The sequence below is a fragment of the Marinobacter bohaiensis genome, assembly GCF_003258515.1.
GTDB classification, from domain to species: Bacteria; Pseudomonadota; Gammaproteobacteria; order Pseudomonadales; family Oleiphilaceae; genus Marinobacter_A; species Marinobacter_A bohaiensis.
This window is the reverse complement of record NZ_QGEH01000003.1, coordinates 322,610-345,478: the sequence shown is the minus strand read 5'-3', so window position 1 is coordinate 345,478 and position 22,869 is coordinate 322,610. Positions and strand designations below refer to the sequence as shown.

The window sequence follows — 22,869 nt, the reverse complement described above, 5'->3', positions numbered from 1 at the left end:
CAGGGGTTGGTCGCGGTCGGTTGGGTGGCAAGCGGTCAGAACGTTTCCAGCCAGGGCCGTAAATCCAGTTCGTGGGTCCAGCAGTCCCGTGGCTGGCAATGCAGGCGCCAGTACTGCTCGGCAATGTGTTCCGGGTTGAGGATGCCGCCCTGCTCCTTGAGGGCATAGCGTTCGGGAAAGTTGTCGCGGATGAAATCCGTGTCGATGGCGCCGTCAATCACCGTATGGGCAACGTGAATGCCCTGGGGGCCCAACTCCCGCGCCAGACTCTGGGCCAGGGCGCGCAAGGCGAACTTGGCGCCGGCGAAGGCGGCGAATCCGGCGCTGCCCCGCAGGGACGCGGTCGCCCCCGTGAAAATCAGGGTGCCCTGCTGGCGCGGCCCCATGACCCGCGCCGCCTCTCGACCGGTCAGGAAACCGGCGAAGGCTGCCATCTCCCAGACCTTGCGGTAGACCCGGGCGGTGGTTTCCGTGATCGGGTGTCGGACATTGGCGCCGATGTTGAAGACCACGACGGCCACGTCGCCTATGTCCCGCTCGATGCGATCGAACAGGCCGACCATGGCGCCCTCGTCACGCGCATCGCAGCCGATGCCGTGGGCAACACCGCCCGCATCGCGGATACTCTGCACCAGGGGGATCAAGGCATCCTCATGGCGGCGCGTGACCACCACCGCCAGCCCTTCCCGGGCGAAACGGCGGGCAATGGCACCGCCGGTCGCGTCACCCGCGCCGATGATCACCGCCACGCGGGCTCTGGACGACGCGCTGCCGGCGCTCTCCGCCGACAATCCTGACTGCTGGGCCATGCCACACCTCGTTTTTGTCGTATGTGTTGTCGCGGCCCGACCGGGCCTTGTTGTTCTTGCCAGTACGTTCTTTTTTGGAACTCACCGTATAGTCAGTTCCGTTTTGGAACTTGTCAAGCTATCCTCGTACCATTCCAAATCGTATGACGGAAGGACACGACAAAGCTTTATGCGCTGGGAAGAACTCGATCAAGAACCGTGCTCGCTGGCACGAACCCTGTCGGTGGTCGGGGATCGCTGGACGCTGCTGATCCTGCGGGACTGCTTTCTGGGCGTGCGCCGCTTCGACACGTTTGAAAAGCGCCTGGGCATCACCCGCCATGTGCTGACCGATCGCTTGAAGAAACTCGTTCAACACGGTGTCCTGCGCAAGCAGCGCTACCAGGAACGGCCACCACGTGACGAGTACCGCCTGACCGACAAAGGCCTCGAGCTGCATACCGTCATCCTGGCCCTGGTCCATTGGGGAGACCGGCATATGACCGACGACCGGGGGGCCCCGATCAGGCACATCCACAAGCAGTGCGGAGCCGTCATGCACCCCGTCACGGTCTGTTCCGAATGCGGCGAGCCGGTGAGCGCCCGGGATTTGCGGGTGGAACCCGGAGAAGGCTGGCGGGACGCCGCGCCGATCGCGTCCCGCGACTCCTGATCATCGGGGCATCCGCCCGACCTTCACCCGACGACCGTCTGCGTCTACCCTTTCTGCGGGTGTCTGCTATAGATCTTGACCGAAAGTGACAGATCCTATCGATTGACCCTGACATTCAATCAACACGCTGTGATAAAGTTACGTTATTATTTGACACCCATCCCGAACGACGACACGACACCAGACATACCCGGCAGTATCCGGAAGGGAACGGAAGCGCAATGAGTGGAACGTACAATCTTTACCTGGTCGCCACCTCCGTCGTTATTGCCATTGTCGCCTCGTATTCTGCGCTGAGTATTACCTCGAAGATCTTCAATGCTTCCGGCCGGAGCCGATGCTTCTGGCTGGCGGCGGGCTCGATCGTGATGGGGGCGGGTATCTGGTCGATGCACTTCGTGGGGATGCTGGCGTTCCACATGCACGCCGACGTGCGCTACGACCTGGCCATGACGGCCATCTCCATGGCGGCCAGCGTGATCGCCTCGTTCATCGCCTTCTACATCACCCTGCCGGAGATGATCACCCGTTACAGGATCGCACTGGGCGGCGGCATCATGGGCAGTGGCGTGTCCATCATGCACTACCTGGGCATGGAAGCGATGATCATGGACGGCTCGTTCACCTACGACACCGGCCTGGTCGTGGTCTCCATCGTCATCGCCCTGGCGGCATCCTATGCGGCGCTGTTTTTGTTTGTGCGCTTCCAGAACCAGTCTGCCGCCAGTTGGGCCAAATGGCTGTCCGCCGTGGTGATGGGCATCGCCATCAGCGGCATGCACTACACCGGCATGAGCGCGACCGAATTCCACATGGCCGCCCCCGCAGTCACCGGCGCCAGCGACCACACCGACCCCTTCCTGCTCTACGGCGTGATCGCCACCGTCTTCGTCATCATCCTGATCTCCTGGGCGGCCATGTTCTTCGACCGCTATTTCCTGGAGACCATGGCCTACCAGGACGGCATCACCGGGCTGTCCAACCGCAATGAGATGAACCGCTACCTGAACCGGCAGAAGAACCAGCGCCATGCCGGCTTCCTGTTCCTGGATCTGGACCACTTCAAGGTCATCAACGACACCCTGGGTCATGACATCGGCGACCTGCTGCTCAAGGCCGTCGGCAAAACCCTGCAGTCGTTCCAGGACAGCCGCACCCAGGCCTACCGCATCGGTGGCGACGAGTTTCTGTTCATCGCCGAACGCAGCGACCTGGACGAGCTGGAGACGCTGTCCGGGCGCATCCTCGACCAGATCAAGCAGCCCTTCCACATCGAGGGCAACGAACTCTACGTGACCGGCAGCATCGGCATCGCCCTGGGGCGCATCGACCCAGCGGACAGCTCCGCCCTGCTGCGCGCCGCCGACACCGCCATGTACGTCGCCAAGAAACAGGGCAAGAACCAGCACTGCGTCTACACCGAGGCGATGGGCGTCAAGGAAGTGCGCAAGATGGAGATCGAGAAGGACCTGCAGCGCGGTGTGCGGGACAACCAGTTCTTCATCGAATACCAGCCCAAATGGAACGTCAAAACCGACCGGGTGTTTGGCTTCGAGGCGCTGGTACGCTGGAACCACCCTCGTCTGGGCGTGATTCCGCCGAATGAGTTCATCCCGCTGGCCGAGGAAACCGGGCTGATCGTGCCCCTCACGCAGCAGGTCCTGGAAGAGGCATGCCGGCGATGCATCGAGTGGCAGGCCGGCAATCCTGACCAGTCGGTGGCCGTCAACATCTCGCCCAAGCTGTTCCAGACCGACACCCTGTTCAAGCTGGTGGACACCGCCATCCGCACGGTCGGCCTGCGGCCCGGGCTGCTGGAGCTGGAAGTCACTGAATCCATGATGCTGCAGGACGTCAACGACATCGTGCGCCAGCTGAACGCGCTACGCGAGCTGGGCGTGAAGATTTCGATGGACGATTTCGGCGCCGGTTATTCCTCCATCGGCCTGCTCGACACCCTGCCCCTGGACGCGGTCAAGCTGGACCGCATCTTCACCATGGACATCGACAAGCCCAGCAAGCGCGCCATCATCAGGGCCATCGTCATGCTCGCCGAGCAGCTGGGGTTGGACGTTATCGCCGAAGGGGTGGAGCTGGAAGAAGACATCGAATACCTGACCGAGCTGGGCTGCTTCGTCATGCAGGGCTTCTACTACAGCAAGCCGCTGAAATCCGACGGCATTCAGGCCTGGACCGACCGCATCAACGCCCGCCACCGTGAACTGAGCGTCTAGCGTCCCCGCTGCTTTCGGCTTCCCGCCGGACGGGCGCCTCGCGCCGGAAGTCGGTTTCCGAGCCGCTGGCGTTCAACTGGGCGATGCGCGTCGGGCGCCCCTGGCGATCCAGCTGCACAAACCCCATCCCCGCCGCATTCCAGAGCCGCTCACCAGCGTCCCGATTCTCCGGATACCAGGGCGACACCCGCATGCGCCGGCGTTTGGTGAACCAGTTCAGCGGCGACCAGGGCGCGTAGAGCCAGCGATTGAGCCGGTCCAGCAGACTGAGCAGGCGGTCGGGAAACTCGTTCTTGATACCGCTGCTGGTGATCTGCCAGATGTCCGGCCCGCCTCGTCGGCGGCGCAGGTGCACGTCGTAGACAAACGAGTAGTGCACATCGCCGGAGAGGATCACGAAGTTCTGCGGCGTGCGCGCATGCCCCAGGATGTTGAGGATGACGCTGGCCGCCCCGCGGTGGGCCATCCAGTTCTCCGCATCCACCAGCAACGGCTTGCCGAACCAGGTGAACAGCGCCTGGATACCCTCGATCAGCTTGACCCCGAACACCGGTGTCGGCGACACGATCACCGCCGCCGGCTCGTGCAGAATCGCCTGCTGGAACTCGGTCAGCGCCTCCCAGTCCATCAGCCCCGATGGCTTGCGCCGGCGCACTTCACTGCGCCAGCGCCGGGTGCGGGTGTCCAGCACGATCACCTTGGGCTGCGTGTCCACGACGTATTCCCAACCCTCGAAGCGTAACAGCCGGGTGATGAACTCATCCTGGCGCTGGCGTGGCAACAGGCCGCCCTCGACGCCCCCGAACAGGTCCCCCGCGCTGTCCAGCAGATCGTGCAACCGCTCCGGCGTGTTGCCCCAGCCCTGGCACAGCAGGTAGGCCACCAGCGCATTGCCGACAATCCGGCGTGAAAACGGATGACCGTAGACCGTCTCTTCCCACAGCGCCGACAGGTTCCAGTCGTCGGTGACGTCGTGATCGTCGAAGATCATGTAGGTGGGCACCTGAGCCATCAGTCGGGCAGCCTGGCCCACCTGGCGTTCGAAAGCATCGATCTGCGCCTGCTCGGCACGGTAGGTGGCGCGGGTGTCGTCGTCCAGATCCGGTTCCGGCAGGCGTTCCAGACGCCAGGGCTGGGGCGACCAGGCCAGCAGGTACATCGCCAGCACTTCCGCCAGGGTAACGGTGTGGTTGCGGGCGTTGGCGGTGGAAAACACCGGTTTGCGCACGCCGCCGAAGAAACGCTCGGTAAGCGCTTCGTTGTAGTGGGTTTCCGGCAGCAGATGCTCACGGCCGTAATAGGTATCGCGGTCCGAGCGCAGTTCTTTGCTGTCGCGGATGCGGGATTCCGCCAGGGTCTCGCCGTAGAGTCCCAACTGATCCATGACCCCGTGGATGGTCCGCAGCATCGGGCCAGCCACATCGTCGGCGTAGATCTGGTCACCGGTCAGCAACAGCAGCGATGGCCGTGCCGCCGCATCGGTCGCACGCTCCGCCAGCCAACTATCGGCCCGCGCCATGCCGTCCCCGGAGGTGTGATGAGGTCGCCGACAGGAACCGTGCAGAAGCTGTCCCAGTTGCCGGCGCAACACGAACGCCGGGCGCGACTGGCCCGGATACAGCAGGTGTGGCGCCCAGTCGGCGATGCCCTGCCCGGCGCTGGCCCCGTCGTCGATCCGCAGGTCGTAGCCGATCAGCGTGTCGAGCGGTATCGCCGCGTCCAGCGCCACGTCGATGCAGTGGATGAACGCGCGCTCGCCGACGGGAATCACCCGACAGGCCTCGGCCGACACGTCCTGCGCCAGGAATGGCGCCGGGGCATCGTCGCCGTACAGCTCAAGCCGCAAGGACAGGGGACGGACCGACACCAGCCAACAGGCGAGACGATCCGCCTTCACCCGGCGCAGGATGGGGCCGGCCAGTACCTCGCTGTCGAGCCCGGCCGGCAGGGGGGCGTGGGGTTGGCGCTCTTGGTCGGACGGCAAACGGTCACCTCGCGGTCGATCGATCCATCCCTACAACATAGCCTGCCCCGGCGCCCACGAACAGCGTGGGCAATGACGATTTTGTCACTGGAAACAGGGATCTGGACGGTCGTATGCGGCCAGTTCAGCGCCCCAACCCAGTGCTTCGGCCACCTCCCGGAAGCTGTTCTCCGGCGGCGCCGACAGGGTCAGGGCCGCGCCGCTGAGCGGATGTTCGAAGGCCAGGCTCAGCGCCGCCAGAAACAACCGAGCCTGGCCGAAGTGGCTGGCGAAAAAGCGGTTATGACGGCCCCGACCGTGATTGGCGTCACCGATGATCGGATGGCTGATGTACTTCATGTGGCGGCGCAGCTGATGTCGCCGGCCGGTCAGCGGCTGCAGCTCGACGAGGGCATAGCGGCTGGTGGGATAACCTTCCACCTCATAGGGCAGCTCCGCCGTGGCCAGGCGGCGGAAGACGGTCTCGGCCTCGCGCACGACCTGGATCTGGCCCTTGAGCCGACGGTCGTCCGGTTCCTCCTTCAGCGGGTGGTCGATGCGTCCCCGCTCCGCCGGCCAGCCCCGCACGATCGCCAGATAGGTCTTGCGCACCCGGTGCGACATCAGCTGTTCCCCCAGGGTCCGGGCAATGTCCGGATCCCGGGCGAACAGCAGCAGGCCGGAGGTGGGCCGGTCCAGGCGGTGCACCGGATAGACGTGGCGCCCGCCGTTCAGGGCGCGGGCGTACTGCAGGGCAAATTCGGTCTCGTGCCGGTCGATCGGGCTGCGGTGAACCAGCAGGCCGGCCGGTTTATGCACCGCCAGCAGGGCGTCGTCCTGGTAGACCAGGTCCAGGGGATTGATGACATTGGAAGGGTGAGTCAAGCGCGTGATCCTGTTAAGAAGAATCCCTGATTTGAGCGGCCGCTCGAAACTCTGCCAGAATATCCATAAACACAGGTCGGAAGCGGAATGCCATGGAAGTCGAGCAGATTGAAATCAGGGATCATATCCGGCGTTTCGCGCCGTTTGACGGTCTGCCGGAAGACACCCTGAACTGGCTGGCCCAACAGGTGGAAGTGGCCTACTACCGGGCCGGTTCGACCATCCTCACCTACGGCCAGCCCCTGTCCGATCTCTACTTCATCCGCAGCGGCGCGGTGGAAGTCTACCGGCGCAACGGCGAACTCTACAACCGCCTGAGCGAGGGCGACCTGTTCGGCCAGCTGGGTCTGATGATGAACAAGAAGACCCGCTACCCGGCCAATGCGCTCGAAGACACGCTGATCTACCTGATTCCCGACGCCGTCTTCCAGGAACTCTGGGAAGCCGGCGAACACTTCGCGGATTTTTTCGACATCGAGGACCAGGGGCGTCTGCGCGCCGCCGTCTCCCGGCAGGAGAAATCCAACCCGCTGATGACCTCACGGGTGCGCAAACTGATTACCCGTACGCCGGTCACGGCCGTCTCCAGCACGTCCATTCAGGACGCCGCCAAAGTGATGACCGACGAGGGCGTTTCGGCCCTGGTGCTGACTCACCCCGGCGCCCGCATCGACCAGGACTGGAAGCCCGGTGACAACCCGATGGTGGCGGGCATCATCACCGACCGTGACCTGCGCACCCGGGCCCTGGCCACGGGACTGGCCTACGACACGCCGGTCAGCGAGATCATGTCCACCGACCTGGTCTACATCCAGTCCGACAAGTACGTGTTCGAAGCCATGCTCACCATGCTGCGCCATAACGTGCACCACCTGCCGGTACTGCACCGGCACAAACCGGTGGGCGTGGTGGCCCTGTCGGACATCGTCAAGTACGAATCCCAGAGCAGCCTCTACCTGGTCAGCAACATCCACCACCAGGTGGACGTACGCGGCCTCAAGCGCCTGAGCAAGGACACCGCCGCCACCTTCGTGCGCATGGTCAACGAGGACGCCAACTCCCATATGATCGGCAGCGCCATGGCGGGCATCGGCCGGGCCATCACCCAGCGCCTGCTGGAACTGGCGGAAGAGAAACTGGGGCCGCCGCCGGTGCCCTACTGTTTCATGGCGATGGGGTCCATGGCGCGGGACGAGCAGCTGATCGTCACCGACCAGGACAACGCCCTGGTGCTGGACGACAGCTTCATACCGGAGCAGCACGACGACTACTTCAAGGCTCTCGCGACCTTCGTCAGCGACGGTCTGGACCAGTGCGGCTACACCTACTGCACCGGTGACATCATGGCCACCAACGAGCAGTGGCGGCAGCCGCTGCATGTGTGGAAGGCGTACTTCACCGACTGGATCGAGAACCCCAACGCCAAATCCCTGCTCAACAGCGCGATCTTCTTCGACCTGGACGGCGTGGCCGGGGAAACCCAGTTCGCCGAAACGCTCAAGGACCTGATTGCGGAAAAGGCCAAGAACACGCCCAAATTCCTGGCTTACCTGGCGCACGCCGCCCTCAACCGCAAACCGCCGCTGGGTTTCTTCCGGGATTTCGTGATGGAGAACGACGGCAAGCACAACAACTCCATCAACCTCAAACGCCGCGGCACGGCGCCGCTGTCCGACCTGATCCGGGTGCATGCCCTGGCCTGCGGCTCCCGCGCCCAGAATACCTTCAACCGCATCAACGCCATCGCCGAAACCCAACTGCTGGCCGACGGCGTGGCCAACAACCTGCGCGACGCGCTGGAGCTGCTCTCGATCACCCGTATCCGCCATCAGGCCCTGGATATCGAGGCCGGCCGCGATCCGGACAACAACATTGAACCGGAAAACATGACCCGATTCGAACGACGCAACCTCAAGGAGGCGTTCCAGGTCATCAGCAGCGCCCAGAAATTCCTGCGCTACCGCTATCACGCCAGCGGCGGCGGCAGCATCAACTAGGGCTCGCCCATGAATCAGCGCACCGCCATGGTGGAACAACCGGCCACACCGGACTGGCCGGCCCGCATGCAGATACTGGCCGAGACGGCCCAGTCACCTGCCCTGCGCGACTATTACGAACACGGGGCGCCGTCCGGAGACACGCCGATGAGCGAGGTGCCCATGGTGGCGCTGGATTTCGAGACCACCGGACTGGACGCCGACACGCACTCGATTGTCAGCATCGGGCTGGTGCCCTTCACCAGCGAGCGCATCCGCTGCCGTGAAGCCCGCCACTGGGTCGTGCGGCCGGTGTTGCCCCTGCACCGGGAATCGGTGACCTACCACGGCATCACCCACTCCGAAATCCGCGAGGCACCGGACCTGCGGGAAGTCCTCGACGACCTGCTGGCGTCCCTGGCCGGGCGCATCGTGGTGGTTCACTTTCGCAACATCGAACGCAGCTTCCTGGACCGGGCCCTGCGCTGGCGGCTGGAGGAAGGCATCGAATTTCCGGTGATCGACACCATGGAGCTGGAGGCGCGCTGGCACCGGCAAAAGAAGCCGGGGCTGTGGGACCGGCTGCGCGGACGCAAACCGGCTTCCATTCGCCTGGCCGACAGCCGCACCCGCTACGGTCTGCCCTACTACGCGCCCCATCACGCCCTGACCGATGCCCTGGCCACGGCGGAACTGCTGCAGGCCCAGTTGCAGCACCATTTCTCCCCGAACACCCCGCTGCGGGATCTCTGGCACTGACGCCCGATACCGCTCAGTCAATAAAGCGCCAGCGATCGGCTTCCGCCGGCAGCGGGCATTGGTCATAGCGCCCGAACACCCGATAGCGGAACCGGCCGACGATGTCGTAGACCGCATCCCGCAGCGGACGCGGTACCCAGCGCAGGCCACGCAGCCAGCACCAGGGCCGGGGCAGTCGACTCACGATGCGCAGGATCGCGTCGCTGCGCAGGTGGGCATCGCCGTCCTGGATCAGCACCACGCTGTCCATCCGCTGCGGATCCACACCGGTCCGGTGGCACAGGGCCTGTCCCGCGGACGATTGCAGGGTTCCCAGCCGGAAACGTCCACTGTGGTCGTGGCGCACCACGAAGCGCGCCCAGAACTGGCACAGCGCGCAGACACCGTCGAACAGGATCACCGGTTCGTCTGTCATCGGCCTTGCTCCTTTCCGCTTTCGCTGCTCCATCTCCCCGCCCTCTCCGAAAGCCCGCCCGGCATGGTCTTAGGCCCCTCCGGCCATCGTATCGCCTTTGACCGGCGGCTACAGTACCCCTGCTATCGAGACCAGGTTGCAGGAGCATCATCATGGCCAGCGAACATCGAATCGAAGGTTGCGGCGTGCAGCTTCAGGTCACCACACGCGGCCCGCAGGACGCCCCGGCCATCGTGCTGGTGCACGGCTACCCGGACAACCAGACAGTCTGGAACGCGGTCGCCGAACACCTCGCCCGGGACTGGTTTGTGGTGACCTACGACGTGCGCGGCGCCGGTCGCTCGCAGCGCCCGCAACGAACCCGCGACTACCGGCTGCCCCTACTGGCCCGGGACCTGGAAGCGGTGGTCGATACCGTGCTGGCAGACCGCGCCTTCCATCTGGTCGGCCACGACTGGGGATCGATCCAGTGCTGGGAGTCGGTGACCGGCGAGCGTCTGAGGGCGCGCATTCGGTCATTCACCTCGATTTCCGGCCCCTGCCTGGACCACGTCGGCCACTGGTTCCGGCACCGCCTTGGCGGCCGCTCGTTACGGGAGCACTGGAAAGTGGCCCGGCAAGCGGCCAGTTCCTGGTACATCGGCGCCTTCCACCTGCCCTGGCTGGCCGCAACGCTGTGGCGTTCCCGACTCGGCGGGCTCTGGCCACAGTACCTGGCCGCCAGCGAAGGCATCCGCCCGGGCGCGGACAACCCCTGGCAGTCCGCAGACGGTCGCGACGGCATTCGCCTGTACCGCGCCAACATGCTGCCGCGGTTGCTCAACCCACGCGTGCGCTACGCCCACTGCCCGGTCCAGGTAATCGTTCCCGAACGGGACCGCTACGTCGGCGCCCAGCTGTTCGACGACCTGCACGAGTGGGTCCCGGCCCTGTTCCGGCGCGAGCTGGACGCCGGTCATTGGGCGCCACTCAGCCATCCGCGGGACCTGGCCTGTGACATCGACGAGTTCGTCGCCAGCATCGAGAGCCAGCACACCACGCCCCGCCTGGAAGCCAGTCGCGTCACCACCCGCGCCGACGCCCGATGAAATCCCGTTATTGGTCCTGGACCGCGACAGTTTCATAAAACTTTAACCTAATCGTCATACAATCCCTCCCCAATTGGGCCCTTCCGGGGGCTCCACCCATTTTTCTGTCTTTACCTCAGACTGGACACTAGAGAGGGTCTACTGATGCAGTGGTATACGCGGAGCATTCTCAACCGGGTGCTGACGATCATCATCGGCGCCAACCTGGTGGTCGCCATTGTGGCCGGCCTCTATTTCAGCCATTCACTGCAGGTCAAGGACGATCTCTACGCACTCGGTTCGGAGGACCTGGGCCAGGCCATGGAGGTTCAGGACGTTCTGAGCCAGTTCAAGACCCAGGTGCAGGAATGGAAGAACGTCCTGCTGCGCGGGCACAACAGGGACGACCGGGACAAGTACTGGCGCCAGTTCCAGGCCCAGGAAGACCGCATCCAGTCAAACCTGGACGACCTGATCCCGCGGCTAGGCAACGCCGACGCCCGTGATTTGCTGGAGCGTTTCCAGGCCGCGCATGAGCAAATGGGCCGGGCTTACCGCCAGGGTTATCAGGATTTCGTCGACGCCGGCTTCGACCACAAGGCCGGTGACGCCGCCGTGCGCGGGATCGACCGCGAGCCCAGCGATCTGATCGAGCAGGCCGCCACCGATATCCGCGCCGACGCCATGGAACGGCTTGAGGCGCTGGATGCCGAGGTGACCGCCCGCGCCCAACTGCTGGGCAGCATCCTGATGCTGGCGATCCTGCTGGGGACGGTAGCCTGCGTGATCGTGCTGCTACGCGCGGTGATCCGCCCCACCCAGAAACTGATCGATAATATCCAGCGCCTGGGCGATGGCGACGTCAGCGAGACGGTCAGCATCCGGCGTAACGACGAGCTGGGCCGTCTGGCCGACGCGGCGCGCAAGCTGCACCAGTTCCTGGTGGACACCAGCGAGCAGCTGTCACGCAACGCCAGCCAGCTGGAAGGCACCCGCGACATCATCCGTGACAACGCCGACGAAGTGTCCAATCGGGCGGACGACGCCCATCAGCGCATCGACCAGATCGCCACCGCCATGAACGAAATGTCCGCCACCGCCCAGGACGTGGCCCAGCATGCGGCGACGGTGGCCAGCGAAGTGCGCGAAACGTCGGAGCAGACCGATACCGCCGACCGTCAGATTGAATCGGCGGTGGAGAGCATGGAACGGCTGGTGTCGCAGATCCGCAGTTCCAGCGAGACAGTGTCGAGCCTGGCCGAGGACGGCCGCAAGGTGGGCAAGGTGATGGAAGTGATCCGGGAAATTGCCGACCAGACCAACCTGCTGGCGCTGAACGCCGCCATTGAAGCCGCCCGGGCCGGCGAGGCCGGACGCGGCTTCGCGGTGGTGGCGGACGAGGTGCGCTCGCTGGCGTCTAAAACACAGGAGGCCACGGTGGAAATCGACAAGATCATCGAAACCATCCACTCGGGCTCGCAGGATGCCATGGAGTACATGCAGGCCAGCGAGATTGTCGGTCAGGAAAGCCGTGAGGCCGTGGGGACGGTCCGCGCCAGCCTGGGCGACATCCAGGGGCGGATGGCGCAGGTCAACGACGCCACCACCCAGGTGGCGACCGCCGCCGAGGAACAGACCAGCGTCTGCGAGGACATCAACCGCAACGTGTCCGGCGTGGCGGAGATTTCCGAAGCCATGAGTCAGGCCGCCCGCAACAATCTGGCGACGGTGCCGGAACTGGAAGCCATGGCCGCCGAAGCCAACCGGCTGGCCGCCCGCATCCGCGCCTGACGAGGGTCATGACGGCCGGCGCCGACGCTTCGGCGCCGGCCGCCTTCCGGCATCAGAGGATGCCGCCTGTGGCAGACAACAATCCCGCCAGGAACGCGACGCCAAGGGCAATCCCTGCCACCTTGAGGCCTTCCAGGATTTCCCGGTCGCGGGGCTCCGCGCCGTCCACGGGGATATCGATCTCCCGGGGCGCATCGTTTCTTCGCAGTACCAGCAGCATGATCCTTCCCCCTTCAGTCGCCTGTACGGTGCCAATGAGCACCGACGTGACGCGTTGCCAGAGCGTGATTCGAAACTCGTTCCAATCAATCGAGACGATACACATTCACAATATGAGAATAATTCTCATTTGTAAACAGCAAAGGTCAGTTCGAGGCGAAGGGCGATCAACAAACGAAAGTTGCCGGTGTCCGATGCCGCCGGGTCAGGACGCCCCGCCCTACCACTTCTTGTAGGGCAGGAATTTCCCACTCATGGTCACCACCACCCGGTCGCCAGCCGGGTTTTCCTCCTTGTCCACCGCCATCTCGAAATCGATGGCGCTCATAATGCCGTCACCGAACTTCTCGTGGATCAGCGCCTTTAGCGTATCGCCATAGACGCCAGTCACTTCGTAGAAGCGGTAGATCAGCGGATCCTGGGGTACGGTCCAGTCCCAGCTTTTGTACGGACAGGCCTGGAGGGCGTCTGCGACCTCCCTGTCCAGCTCCAGCATTTCACACACCGCCAGTGCCTTGTCCTCGGTCAGGCTGTTAGAGCCGAAGCAGGCCGAGGTGGTGAATACCGGCGACATGCCAATGGATTGCGCCATCGCTTCCCAGGTCAGCCCTTTGGCGTTCTTTGCCTCGAGGATGCGTGCGGTCATCAGTTCCTTGTTCATGCTGGACTCCCCATAGTTGATCGCCTGCACCGGCGTGGTGCCGGCGATTGGCGACTGGTTGCGTTCGACGCCGGAACGACGCCGTTTCGGGGAAGTTCAGTGCAAGAGCTGCGCCACGGGCGTTGACGCCAAGCATGCCGGGGCAGGACGCCCCGGCGTGACGGGATTGTCGGTGTTGCTACTCCGGCCGCGTATCCAGGACGCCTTCCAGGTCGGAACTGTCCACCAGCGGATCATCCAGGTCCACTACCACTTCCGAGCGCGCCAGGGTCCAGGCGCGGCCGGTGATGTCACTGTTCATGGCCCGATGCCCGGCGACAGTGGCCTCCCCCAGCACCTTGCCTATAAAGGAGCTGCCGCGGGGCGAGACCGTTTCGATCCACTGGCCATCCTGGATCTCGCCGGCATCGTACATCAGCGCCAGCCGCGCCGAGGTCCCCGTCCCCGTGGGGCTGCGGCAGATCACGCCCGGATGCACGTAGGTGGCGGAGGGCGTGCGATAGCCGTCCGTGCCCACCGGGTCCAGCGGCCCCATGAAATGGGCAAAGGGCAGTGGCCCCACTTCGCCCAACTCCGGATGCTGCCGGGTCACCTGGGGCCGTGCGGCCGTCACCAGGGCGTGGCCGAAGGCGGTCAATGCCGGGATTTCCTCGGCCGTCAGATGGAAGCCGTACTGGGCCGCGTCCACCAGCGCAAAATAGGCGCCGCTCCAGACCAGGTCGAAGCGCACCCGGCCGTAATGCGGCACCTCCACTTCCTGATCCCGCGCTTCCACGTAGGCGGGTTCCCCCTGCGTCGTGATCGACTGGGTGCGGCCGTTCTCGTTATAGGCCTTGATCCGCGCCAGGCCAGCGGGGGATTCCAGCACCAGCGACTGCTCGCCCTCCTCCATGGGCACGATGCCGCTTTGCAGGATCGCGGTGGCCGTGCAGATGGTGTTGGAGCCCGAATACAGCGGGTAGCCCATGGCTTCCATGATGATGTAGCCCGCCTGGGCTTCCGGGTGCGACGGCTCCACGATCAGGTCCAGGGACATGAACGGATCGCCGTAGGGTTCGGACAGCAATAGCCGGCGGAACCCATCGCCGTGTTCCTGGATATAGCGCATCTTCTCCAGCACCGAGGCGCCTGGCAGATGCGCGACGCCGGAGGTGATGATGCGACTCACATCGCCACCCGACTGCATGTCGATCAGGCCAATGGAGCGCATCCGGTGGTGGGCATGATCATCCGGCATAAGTTACTTCCCCCTCTATCACCTTGGGTGTCTGGCACGGCCACTCTGAGCGCGTTACAGCGCGATCAGGCCATGTCGACAGGTTAGGCCATTTTGCCGGTTGCTTCATAGCGTGCGACGACAATCCCGGGCCCGGCGTCGGGCAGCCAGCTCACCCGCGCCATGTTGCCGGCAAAGGCCATCATCAGGACTGGCTCACTTATTGCTGAATCGTCTAACGGATGTGAAAAACCGCGCGCTCGCTGCAAACCTTTGCCGCTTGTCGCCACCCGGCCCAGGCCGTGCCCGGAGAATGATCATGGAAATCAGCAGTTTCTTCAGCAACCCCGATGTCACAACCAGCGCCTCCCCGGCGACGGGCAATGACGAGGACAGCACCGGCGTATCGACGGATTCCTCCAACGCCGGCCAGTTCGACCAGATTTTCTCCGATCTCATGAGCGACGCCGTGGCGGACGGATTAAGCGGCAGCAGCGCCGCTTCGGCTACCGGAGAACTGGCCGACGCCAGCGGCGACCAGGCCATGACCGCCCTCAGCCAGGGCCTGTTCAGCGGCCTGACCGGGGCCATTGGTCCGTTGCTGAGTGCATCCGCCGAAGCCAGCACTGAGGCCGAAACCACGGCACAGACCCTGGCCGGCAGCACCGCCACCGAGAGCGGAGAAGAGGCACTGCCAAGCAGCCCGCGTACCCTGTTCGACGACGGCAACAATGCCTCCTGGAGCGATCTGGTGGATGTGGTGAACCCGCTGCAGCACCTGCCCATGGTAGATGTGCTCTACCAGAAGATGACCGGTGACGAGCAGGGCTACCTGGCCCAGGTGGCGGGAGGCACGCTCTACGGCGGCGCGTTGGGGGCGGCCCTGTCCCTGGCTGGTGCCAGCTTTGACATGGTGACCGGCAAAAGCCCGCTGGAATACACGTCGGACCTGTTTGCCGGCGAAGGCAGCCTCGACAGCATCGGCAAGGGATAAGGCGGCAGGCAATGCCTTGCCGCCCGAACGGCATGTCTGTCTAGCGGGCAATCACCCGGTAAACCGGCCGCAACCGGGGAATCTGCCTGAGCACCACCTGCAGCACGGTCATCAGCGGTACCGCCATCACCACGCCGATCGCACCCCACAACCAGCCCCAGAAGAAGATCGACAGGAAGATCACCACCGGGTTGATCGACATACGGAAGCCGTGAATGTAGGGCTCGATGAAAAAGCCCACCAGTGAGGTGAGCGCGACGTAGCCAAGCGGCGCGATGGCCATCATCCACAGGGTGTCGAGGCTGGTCAGGGACACCACGCCCAGCAGACCGACCGTCACGATCACGCCCAGGTAGGGCACGAAGCGCGCCAGCCCGGCGATCAGTCCCCACACCGCCGGCGACGGCAGGCCCACCGCCCAGCACATGAGGCCAGTCAGCAGCCCTACCAGCAGATTACTGGCGCTGATCACCACCAGGTACTGGGCAATCTGGCTTTGGGAATCCCGCACCACTTTGAGCATGAGTCGACGGTTGGGCTTGCGCAGCTGCTTCACGAAGTTACGTATCAGGCTGTCGCCGCTGACCAGCAGGAAGTAGCTCAACGCCAGGGCGAGCGCCAGACCGCTGACACCGTTGCGCAGCTTGGTGAACATGGTCTGCTGCCACGAATTGGATTCCACGACGACCTGGGTCGGCGCGTCATCGTTGGGCGACAGCTCGTCCATTTTCTTTTCCACCTCGCGGGCGGATTCGGTGACCCGCTCGATACTGGCGGTAATCCCCTGACCGCCCACCAGCAGACGCGAGATGCCTTCCGGCGCTTTCTCCGCCCATTCCAGAATGGGTTTGGACACCGCCCAACCGACGCCCGCCATACCGGCCAACAGCCCCAGGATCAGCACCAGCGCGGTCACCCCACGCGGAATATGCCAGCGCATCCGCGCCGCCCTTACCGCCGGTTCCAGCAGCAGGCTGGCCAGGATCGCCAGAGTGATCGGCAGGATGATCTGGTGCGCAACGTACAGGGTGTAGAGAATTCCCAGAATGAACAGCCCGTAGATGGGGGTGGTCATGTTGGCGGGAATGGCAAGACGTGATGGTTTGTCGCTGCGCGCGCTGTCCGCGGATGGTGGCGTGTCGGCCATTCAGGGTGCTCCGGTCTCGGAATGAGCGTCCAGTCTATGGAACCTGTCGTCAAAGTTCACGTTACACCCAGATTTTCAGAGGGTTGCGATGGCATTTGCGACCTTGTGGGCGAGAATAATTCAGCGGCGTATCAAGGCGGAGATCTCAAGCGAGAAGCGAATGGAAGCCCTTGCCTCCGCCGTAATACACCGCCGTCCCTGACCGGTTATACCGGTCGGGGCATCCCTGCCCCTTCTCCGGCAGAGGCTTCCATCCGCTTCAACCAACCCCGGGGCAATCGCATGAGGCCAGCGATTACCGAGCACCGTCGATAGCGGCGGTCACTCCCCTCGATAGAACCGCTGGATGCTGGAGAAATCCAGCCGCCCGTTGCCTTGCTGGCCGTGCAGCGCGTACATGTTGCGCGCCAGCGCGCCCATGGGAATCGGCGCCTTGTTCTTCACCGCGTTATCGAACGCCAGCCCCAGATCCTTGTTCATCAGGTCCACCAGGAAACCGCCCTGGTAGTCGTTGCCGGCCGGCGCCCCCTCCATCACCCCCGGCCAGGGATTGTAGACGTTCAGGGCCCAGTTGCCGCCCGAACTCTGGCGCATGATTTCCGACAGCACCGCAGGGTCCAGGCCGTTCTTCACCCCCAGGGCCAGGGCCTCACAGGTGCCGTTCATCAGCACCGCCAGCAGCATGTTGTTGCACAGTTTGGCCACCTGCCCGGCGCCGTGAGGGCCGGCGTGAAAGATGTTCCTGCCCATATCCTGCAGGATCGGTTTAGCTTTCTCGAACGCGGCGTCCTCACCGCCGCAGATAAAGGTCAGGGTGCCCGCTTTGGCACCGCCCACACCACCGGACACCGGGGCGTCCAGAAACTCGATGCCCTTCTCCCGCGCCGCGTCGGCAACACCGCGCGACGTCTCCGGCGCAATGGTGGAGGAATCGATCACCAGGGTCGACGTGGACAGGCTGTTGAGCAGACCGTCCTCGCCCAGGTAGACCGCCTCGACGTGCTCGCCGGCGGGCAGCATGGTGATCAGGACCTCCGCGCCCTCGGCCGCCGCGTGGACTGTGTCCGCCGTCCTGGCGCCATCGTCGGTCACCGCCTTGACCGCATCGGCGGACAGGTCGAATACCGTGACCGTGTGTCCGGCCTTGAGCAGATTGTGGGCCATGGGGCCGCCCATGTTGCCCAGTCCGATGAAGGTAATGTTGGCCATGTTTTTTGCTCCTGTTGTTTTTGTTTGGGAATTGGCAGCTACCCCCTCTCCCCAACCCTCTCCCGCAAGGGGAGAGGGAGCTATTCCTCGAGAGTGCCTTCAAGCTCCCCTCTCTCCTCACGGAAGAGGGGTCGGGGGATCCCACGTGATCCAGGTAAACCTACTCGAAAAAACCCGCCACCCAGGCCGGGTCCATACTCTCCAGCGACGGATAACGCCAGCGCGGGTTCTTGTCCTTGTCGATCAGCAGCGCCCGGATGCCTTCGGCGAACTCGCCTTTCTCCAGGCAACGGATCGACAGCTTCAGCTCCTTGTCGAACACCGCTCTCAGGCCGTCCAGCCGCGTCTCCCGCAACTGGCGTTCGAGTATCGCCATGGTGGTGGGCGAGCCGGTCCGCGCGGTTTTGGCCGCCCGCTGGAACCAGGCATCGTCGCCGTCGTAGTCCGCGATGCGTTTGACCTGGCTGGCGAGGCCTTCGACGTCCATCAGCTCGTCGATCGCTTCCCGGCGCGCCTGGACCGCCGAGGTCGGCATGACCGCCACCGACTCCCGCTCGAACGTGCGCAGGACGCCGTTGACGGCCGCCTGCGGCGCCGCCGCCAGGTCATCGGATTGCAGCAGGCCGTCGAGCACGGCGTCCCGGTGTTCATGGGCGATGCGGCGATCCGCCAGCCCCAGGTAGCAGGCATCGGCGGCATTGAGATGCACGCCGGTCAGGCCGATAAACAGCCCCAGGTGTCCCGGCATGTGGTTGAGAAACCAACTGGCTCCGACGTCCGGATAGAGCCCGATGGTGACTTCGGGCATCGCCACCCGCGAGTGCTCGGTCACCACACGGTGGGAGGCGCCTGCCAACAGGCCCACGCCGCCGCCCATCACGAAACCGTTGCCCCAGGCCACGATCGGCTTGGGGAAGGTGTGGATCTGGTAGTCGAGGGCGTATTCCTCGGTGAAGAACTCGACGCCTTCGTCCGGCCCGCTGCTACCTTCGGTCATCGAACGGTACAGTGCGACGATATCGCCACCGGCACAGAACGCCTTGTCCCCGGCGCCTTCCAGCCAGACGGCCGCGATGGCGTCGTCCGCCGCCCAGCGCTCCAGCTGCGCTTCCAGCGCCCGGATCATCGGCAGGGACAGGGAATTGAGCGCCTTGGGCTGGTTCAGGCAAGCCACGCCGACGCGCTTGCCGCCCGCTGCGGGCTTTTCCTCAAACACAATCGCTTGTTCAGACATGCTCACTCCAGGACTTACCGGTTTTTCCACTCGGGCGCGCGCTTTTCCAGGAACGCGTTGACGCCTTCGCGCTGGTCCTCGGTGGAGAAGAGTTCCACGAACAGCTCCCGTTCCATGCGCCAGCCATCGTCGTGGGAACGGCCATCACGGGCGCTCATTACCAGATTCTTGCAGCGGGCAATGGACGACGGGCTCTGCTTGCAGGCCATTTCCGCCAGTTCGATGGCCTTGTCCAGGGACGCGCCCGTCGCCACCACTTCCTCGACCAGGCCAATGGCCAGGGCCTTGTCCGCCTTGACCCGCTCGCCGCACAGGATCATGCGCTTGGCCCAGCCCTCGCCCACCAGCCACGGCAGGTTCTGGGTGCCGCCGGCACAGGGCAGCAGGCCGACGCCGGCTTCCGGCAATGCCATCTGCGCCTGTTCCTCGGCGATGCGGATGTCGCAGGCCAGGGCACACTCCAGGCCACCGCCCATGGCGTAGCCGTTGACCGCGGCGATGGACACCCCGCGGAACCGGCTCAGGGTGGCGAAGGCGTGACCGAACGCCTGGGCCATGCGGTTGGCCCGACCCTCGTCGCCGTCGGCAAAGGTCTTGAGGTCGGCGCCGGCGGAGAAGAACTTCTCGCCCTCACCGGTGATCACCAGGGCGAAGATGTTGCGGTCGGCATTGAGGGACTCGACGATGTCCGCCAGGTCGCCCAGGGACTGCTCGGTCCAGGTGTTCGCCGGTGGGTTGGCGATGGTCAGGACCGCCACATGGCCACGATTTTCCAGCCGGATGAAATCGCTCATCGGTGTTGTTCTCCTTATTGAATGGCTTCGGCAACGCCGGATTCCAGCACCCGGCGCGCGATGATCAGTCGCATGATTTCATTGGTGCCTTCCAGGATCTGGTGCACCCGCAGGTCCCGCACGTAGCGCTCGAGCGGGTATTCACGGATGTAGCCGTAACCGCCGTGCAGCTGCAGCGCCTGGTTGCACACCTCAAAGCAGGCGTCGGTGGCGAAGCGCTTGGCCATGGCGCAGTGCAGCGTGGCCTCCGGATCGCCGTGATCCAGCTTCCAGGCCGCCAGGCGTACCATCTGCCGCGCCGCCACCAGATCGGTGGCCATGTCCGCCAGCTTGAACTGCAGCGCCTGGAACTGGGCCAGGGGCTGGCCGAACTGGCTGCGTTCATGCAGGTAATCCCGCGCCCGCAGCAGCGCCGCCTGGGCACCGCCGAGCGAGCAGGTGGCGATGTTCAGACGCCCGCCGTCCAGCCCCTTCATGGCGAAGCGGAAGCCTTCGCCCTCCTCCCCCAGCCGGTTTTCCAGCGGCACGTGGACGTTGTCGAAACTGACCTGACGGGTGGGCTGACTGTGCCAGCCCATCTTGTCCTCGGATTTGCCGTAGTGAACGCCCTCGGCATCGGCCGGCACCACGAACGCGGAAATACCCCTGGCGCCGCTGTCCGGCGCACCGGTGCGGGCCATCACCAGCAGGATCTGGGTCGCCCCGGCGCCGGAGATGAACACCTTGGAACCGGTCAGGCGATAGCCGTCGCCGTCCCGCACCGCTTTGGTCTGCAGGTTGGCGGCGTCGGAGCCGGCGCCGGGCTCGGTCAGGCAGTAGGACCCCAGGTACTCGCCGCTGGCCATGCGCGGGGCGATGGTGTCGCGCACCGCATCCGATCCGAAGCAGGCCACCATCCAGGTGGCCATGTTGTGGATGGTGATGTAGGCCGCGGTCGACGGACAGGCCGCCGCCAGCTCCTCGACGATGATCGAGGTGTCCAGCCGCGACAGCCCCAGCCCGCCGCTATCCTCGGGGGTGTAGATGCCGCAGAAGCCCAGCTCGCCGGCCTCGCGGATGACGTCAACAGGGAAAGTGTGGTCGATGTCCCAGCCGGCAGCATGCGGGGCCATCGCCTTGTCGGCGAAAGCCCGTGCTGCGTCCCGATAGGCCAGCTGGTCTTCGTTCAGCGCGAAATCCATACCGGCGCTCCTCAGTGCATCCGGATGGAGAAGTTCGGGCCGGCCACCGCGTCACTGGAGAACCAGCGGGCGGTGATGGTCTTGGTCTCGGTGTAGAACTTCACCGCCTGTTTGCCGTAGGCGTGCTGGTCGCCGTAGAACGAGCCCTTCCAGCCGGTGAAGGAGAAGAACGGCAGGGGCACCGGAATCGGGATGTTGATGCCCACCTGCCCCACTTCGATGTCGTGCTGGAAGTGACGCGCGGCGCCGCCGGAGCTGGTGAAGATCGAGGTACCGTTGCCGTAGGGGCTGTTGTTGACCAGCTCGATGGCGTCATCCAGCGAATCCACTTCCATGCAGCTCAGCACCGGGCCGAAGATTTCTTCCTTGTAGATGCTCATCTCCGGGGTCACGCCGGCGAACAGCGTCGGGCCCACCCAGTTGCCGTCCGGCAAGCCGTCGACGGTGCAGCCGCGACCGTCCAGCAGCAGCCGTGCGCCTTCCTGCTCGCCCTGGCCGATAAGCTGCTCAATTCGGTCTTTGGCTTTCGAGCTGATGACCGGGCCGTAGCTGGCACCGGAGTCGTTCCAGGCGCCCGGACGTACCTTCGCCAGCGCCTCTTTCACTTCCGGAATCCACTCCTGGGCCTCGCCCACGAACACCGCCACGGAAATGGCCATGCAGCGCTGGCCGGCGGCGCCGACGGAAGCACCGACCAGGGCGTTGACCACCTGTTCCTTGTCGGCGTCCGGCAGGATCACCATGTGGTTCTTGGCGCCGGCGAAGCTCTGTACCCGCTTCATGTTGCGGGTGCCGGTCTCGTAGATGTAACGGCCCACCGGGACGGAGCCGACGAAGGACACCGCCTTGATGGCGGGATCGGTCAGCAGCGTGTCCACCTGCGGCTTGGCGCCGTGGACCACCTGCAGCACGCCCTTGGGCGCGCCGGCCTCGACGAACAGCTCGGCCAGGCGGGTCGGCGTCAACGGGTCCTGTTCGGAGGGCTTGAGGACAAAGGTATTACCGGCGGCGATGGCCATGGGGAACATCCACAGGGGAATCATGGCCGGGAAGTTGAACGGCGTGATGCCGGCGCAGACGCCCAGGGGCTGGGTGTAGGAGTAGGTGTCGATCTCGCGGGCGACGTTCTCGACGGTCTCGCCCATCATCAGGGATGGGATGTTGGCGGCGTGCTCCACCACCTCGATGCCGCGCCAGACATCGCCCTTGGCGTCCTCGAAGGTCTTGCCGGTTTCCTGGGACAGGATCTCGGCGATCTCGTCGTGGTGCTCCTTGAGCAATGCCTGGTAACGCATCATCAGGCGCGCCCGTTCGGAGACCGGCGTCTCCTTCCAGCTTTTGAAGGCTTCACCGGCGTGAGCGATGGCCCGCTGCATCTCGTCCTCGGTGGCGCAGGGCACCTGGGCGATCACTTCGTTGGTGGCCGGGTTGGTGACGTCGATCCAGTCGTTACCGGCACTCTGGCAGAACTCGCCCTCGATAAAGAGTGGCACTTTTTTCATGGTCATTCCCCTGTTGTTTTTGTAGGCAAGGAACGGCCGCTGATGCGACATGACGCGCTTCAGCGCCGACTTTCCATTGATGCTAGCACAGGGATTCACGCACCAAGATTGACTAAATTTCGCGCGTGATGGATTATTTTTCGAAAACAATGACAAGACCG

20 protein-coding genes are annotated in these 22,869 nt (G+C 64.5%); 7 read left to right on the top strand and 13 right to left on the bottom strand.

The window, feature by feature from the left end:
* Positions 1–35: 35 nt before the first annotated feature.
* Positions 36–809 carry an SDR family oxidoreductase gene (locus DKK67_RS16400; RefSeq protein WP_111497578.1) on the bottom strand — a complete coding sequence of 258 codons (774 nt, stop codon included), beginning with the start codon at positions 807–809 and terminating at the stop codon, positions 36–38.
* Between the two features lie 169 nt (positions 810–978).
* Between DKK67_RS16400 and DKK67_RS16395 the strand changes: the two genes are divergently transcribed.
* Both DKK67_RS16395 and DKK67_RS16390 read left to right on the top strand, forming a co-directional pair.
* Positions 979–1,461: a winged helix-turn-helix transcriptional regulator gene (locus tag DKK67_RS16395; protein WP_111497577.1), complete on the top strand. Its 483-nt coding sequence runs from the start codon at positions 979–981 to the stop codon at positions 1,459–1,461.
* A gap of 221 nt (positions 1,462–1,682) precedes the next feature.
* Entirely contained in the window at positions 1,683–3,695 is a 2,013-nt protein-coding gene (locus DKK67_RS16390) for a putative bifunctional diguanylate cyclase/phosphodiesterase (protein WP_111497576.1), read from the top strand.
* Here the strand turns inward: DKK67_RS16390 and DKK67_RS16385 are convergent.
* Together DKK67_RS16385 and DKK67_RS16380 are read right to left on the bottom strand one after the other, a co-directional pair.
* Complete coding sequence (locus tag DKK67_RS16385) at positions 3,664–5,679, bottom strand: metallophosphoesterase family protein (RefSeq protein ID WP_228160678.1); 2,016 nt, start codon at positions 5,677–5,679, stop codon at positions 3,664–3,666. The genes DKK67_RS16390 and DKK67_RS16385 overlap by 32 nt on opposite strands.
* Before the next feature lie 84 nt (positions 5,680–5,763).
* Positions 5,764–6,543, bottom strand: a complete 780-nt coding sequence (locus DKK67_RS16380; RefSeq protein ID WP_228160677.1) for a pseudouridine synthase — start codon at positions 6,541–6,543, stop codon at positions 5,764–5,766.
* A 92-nt stretch (positions 6,544–6,635) separates the two neighbouring features.
* On the opposite strand from DKK67_RS16380, the gene DKK67_RS16375 reads away from it, so the two are divergent.
* Positions 6,636–8,540 (top strand): DUF294 nucleotidyltransferase-like domain-containing protein, encoded by a 1,905-nt coding sequence (locus DKK67_RS16375; protein ID WP_111497575.1) that lies wholly within the window; start codon positions 6,636–6,638, stop codon positions 8,538–8,540.
* Between the two features lie 9 nt (positions 8,541–8,549).
* Positions 8,550–9,278, top strand: coding sequence for a 3'-5' exonuclease (locus tag DKK67_RS16370; protein ID WP_111497574.1), 729 nt, complete (start codon positions 8,550–8,552; stop codon positions 9,276–9,278).
* A gap of 13 nt (positions 9,279–9,291) precedes the next feature.
* Here DKK67_RS16370 and DKK67_RS16365 read toward each other — a convergent pair whose 3' ends face one another.
* Complete coding sequence (locus DKK67_RS16365) at positions 9,292–9,693, bottom strand: thiol-disulfide oxidoreductase DCC family protein (RefSeq protein WP_111497573.1); 402 nt, start codon at positions 9,691–9,693, stop codon at positions 9,292–9,294.
* 152 nt (positions 9,694–9,845) lie between these two features.
* Between DKK67_RS16365 and DKK67_RS16360 the strand changes: the two genes are divergently transcribed.
* Complete coding sequence (locus tag DKK67_RS16360) at positions 9,846–10,781, top strand: alpha/beta fold hydrolase (protein WP_111497572.1); 936 nt, start codon at positions 9,846–9,848, stop codon at positions 10,779–10,781.
* A gap of 144 nt (positions 10,782–10,925) precedes the next feature.
* On the top strand, positions 10,926–12,551 hold the full coding sequence (locus DKK67_RS16355; RefSeq protein WP_111497571.1) for a methyl-accepting chemotaxis protein: 1,626 nt from the start codon (positions 10,926–10,928) through the stop codon (positions 12,549–12,551).
* 52 nt (positions 12,552–12,603) lie between these two features.
* Here DKK67_RS16355 and DKK67_RS21635 read toward each other — a convergent pair whose 3' ends face one another.
* From DKK67_RS21635 to DKK67_RS16340, 3 genes are all read right to left on the bottom strand, one after another.
* A complete protein-coding gene (locus tag DKK67_RS21635) occupies positions 12,604–12,771 on the bottom strand; it encodes a hypothetical protein (RefSeq protein WP_162628855.1) in 168 nt (55 codons plus the stop codon).
* A 219-nt stretch (positions 12,772–12,990) separates the two neighbouring features.
* Complete coding sequence (cynS, locus tag DKK67_RS16345; RefSeq protein WP_111497641.1) at positions 12,991–13,431, bottom strand: cyanase; 441 nt, start codon at positions 13,429–13,431, stop codon at positions 12,991–12,993.
* A 178-nt stretch (positions 13,432–13,609) separates the two neighbouring features.
* Positions 13,610–14,668: a proline racemase family protein gene (locus DKK67_RS16340; protein WP_111497569.1), complete on the bottom strand. Its 1,059-nt coding sequence runs from the start codon at positions 14,666–14,668 to the stop codon at positions 13,610–13,612.
* Positions 14,669–14,966: 298 nt separating this feature from the next.
* Between DKK67_RS16340 and DKK67_RS16335 the strand changes: the two genes are divergently transcribed.
* The gene (locus DKK67_RS16335; RefSeq protein ID WP_111497568.1) at positions 14,967–15,641 is read left to right on the top strand and encodes a hypothetical protein; all 675 of its coding nucleotides are present in this window, start codon (positions 14,967–14,969) and stop codon (positions 15,639–15,641) included.
* Between the two features lie 40 nt (positions 15,642–15,681).
* On the opposite strand, the gene DKK67_RS16330 is transcribed toward DKK67_RS16335, so the two are convergent.
* The 6 genes from DKK67_RS16330 to DKK67_RS16305 all read right to left on the bottom strand — a co-directional run bounded on the left by DKK67_RS16330 (position 15,682) and on the right by DKK67_RS16305 (position 22,708).
* On the bottom strand, positions 15,682–16,788 hold the full coding sequence (locus DKK67_RS16330; RefSeq protein ID WP_111497567.1) for an AI-2E family transporter: 1,107 nt from the start codon (positions 16,786–16,788) through the stop codon (positions 15,682–15,684).
* A gap of 321 nt (positions 16,789–17,109) precedes the next feature.
* Positions 17,110–17,997, bottom strand: coding sequence for a 3-hydroxyisobutyrate dehydrogenase (gene mmsB, locus DKK67_RS16325; protein ID WP_111497566.1), 888 nt, complete (start codon positions 17,995–17,997; stop codon positions 17,110–17,112).
* A 160-nt stretch (positions 17,998–18,157) separates the two neighbouring features.
* Positions 18,158–19,231: an enoyl-CoA hydratase/isomerase family protein gene (locus tag DKK67_RS16320; protein ID WP_111497565.1), complete on the bottom strand. Its 1,074-nt coding sequence runs from the start codon at positions 19,229–19,231 to the stop codon at positions 18,158–18,160.
* A 14-nt stretch (positions 19,232–19,245) separates the two neighbouring features.
* Positions 19,246–20,025 carry an enoyl-CoA hydratase gene (locus DKK67_RS16315; protein ID WP_111497564.1) on the bottom strand — a complete coding sequence of 260 codons (780 nt, stop codon included), beginning with the start codon at positions 20,023–20,025 and terminating at the stop codon, positions 19,246–19,248.
* A gap of 14 nt (positions 20,026–20,039) precedes the next feature.
* Entirely contained in the window at positions 20,040–21,206 is a 1,167-nt protein-coding gene (locus DKK67_RS16310) for an acyl-CoA dehydrogenase family protein (protein WP_111497563.1), read from the bottom strand.
* A gap of 11 nt (positions 21,207–21,217) precedes the next feature.
* A complete protein-coding gene (locus DKK67_RS16305; protein ID WP_111497640.1) occupies positions 21,218–22,708 on the bottom strand; it encodes a CoA-acylating methylmalonate-semialdehyde dehydrogenase in 1,491 nt (496 codons plus the stop codon).
* Between the last annotated feature and the right edge of the window lie 161 nt (positions 22,709–22,869).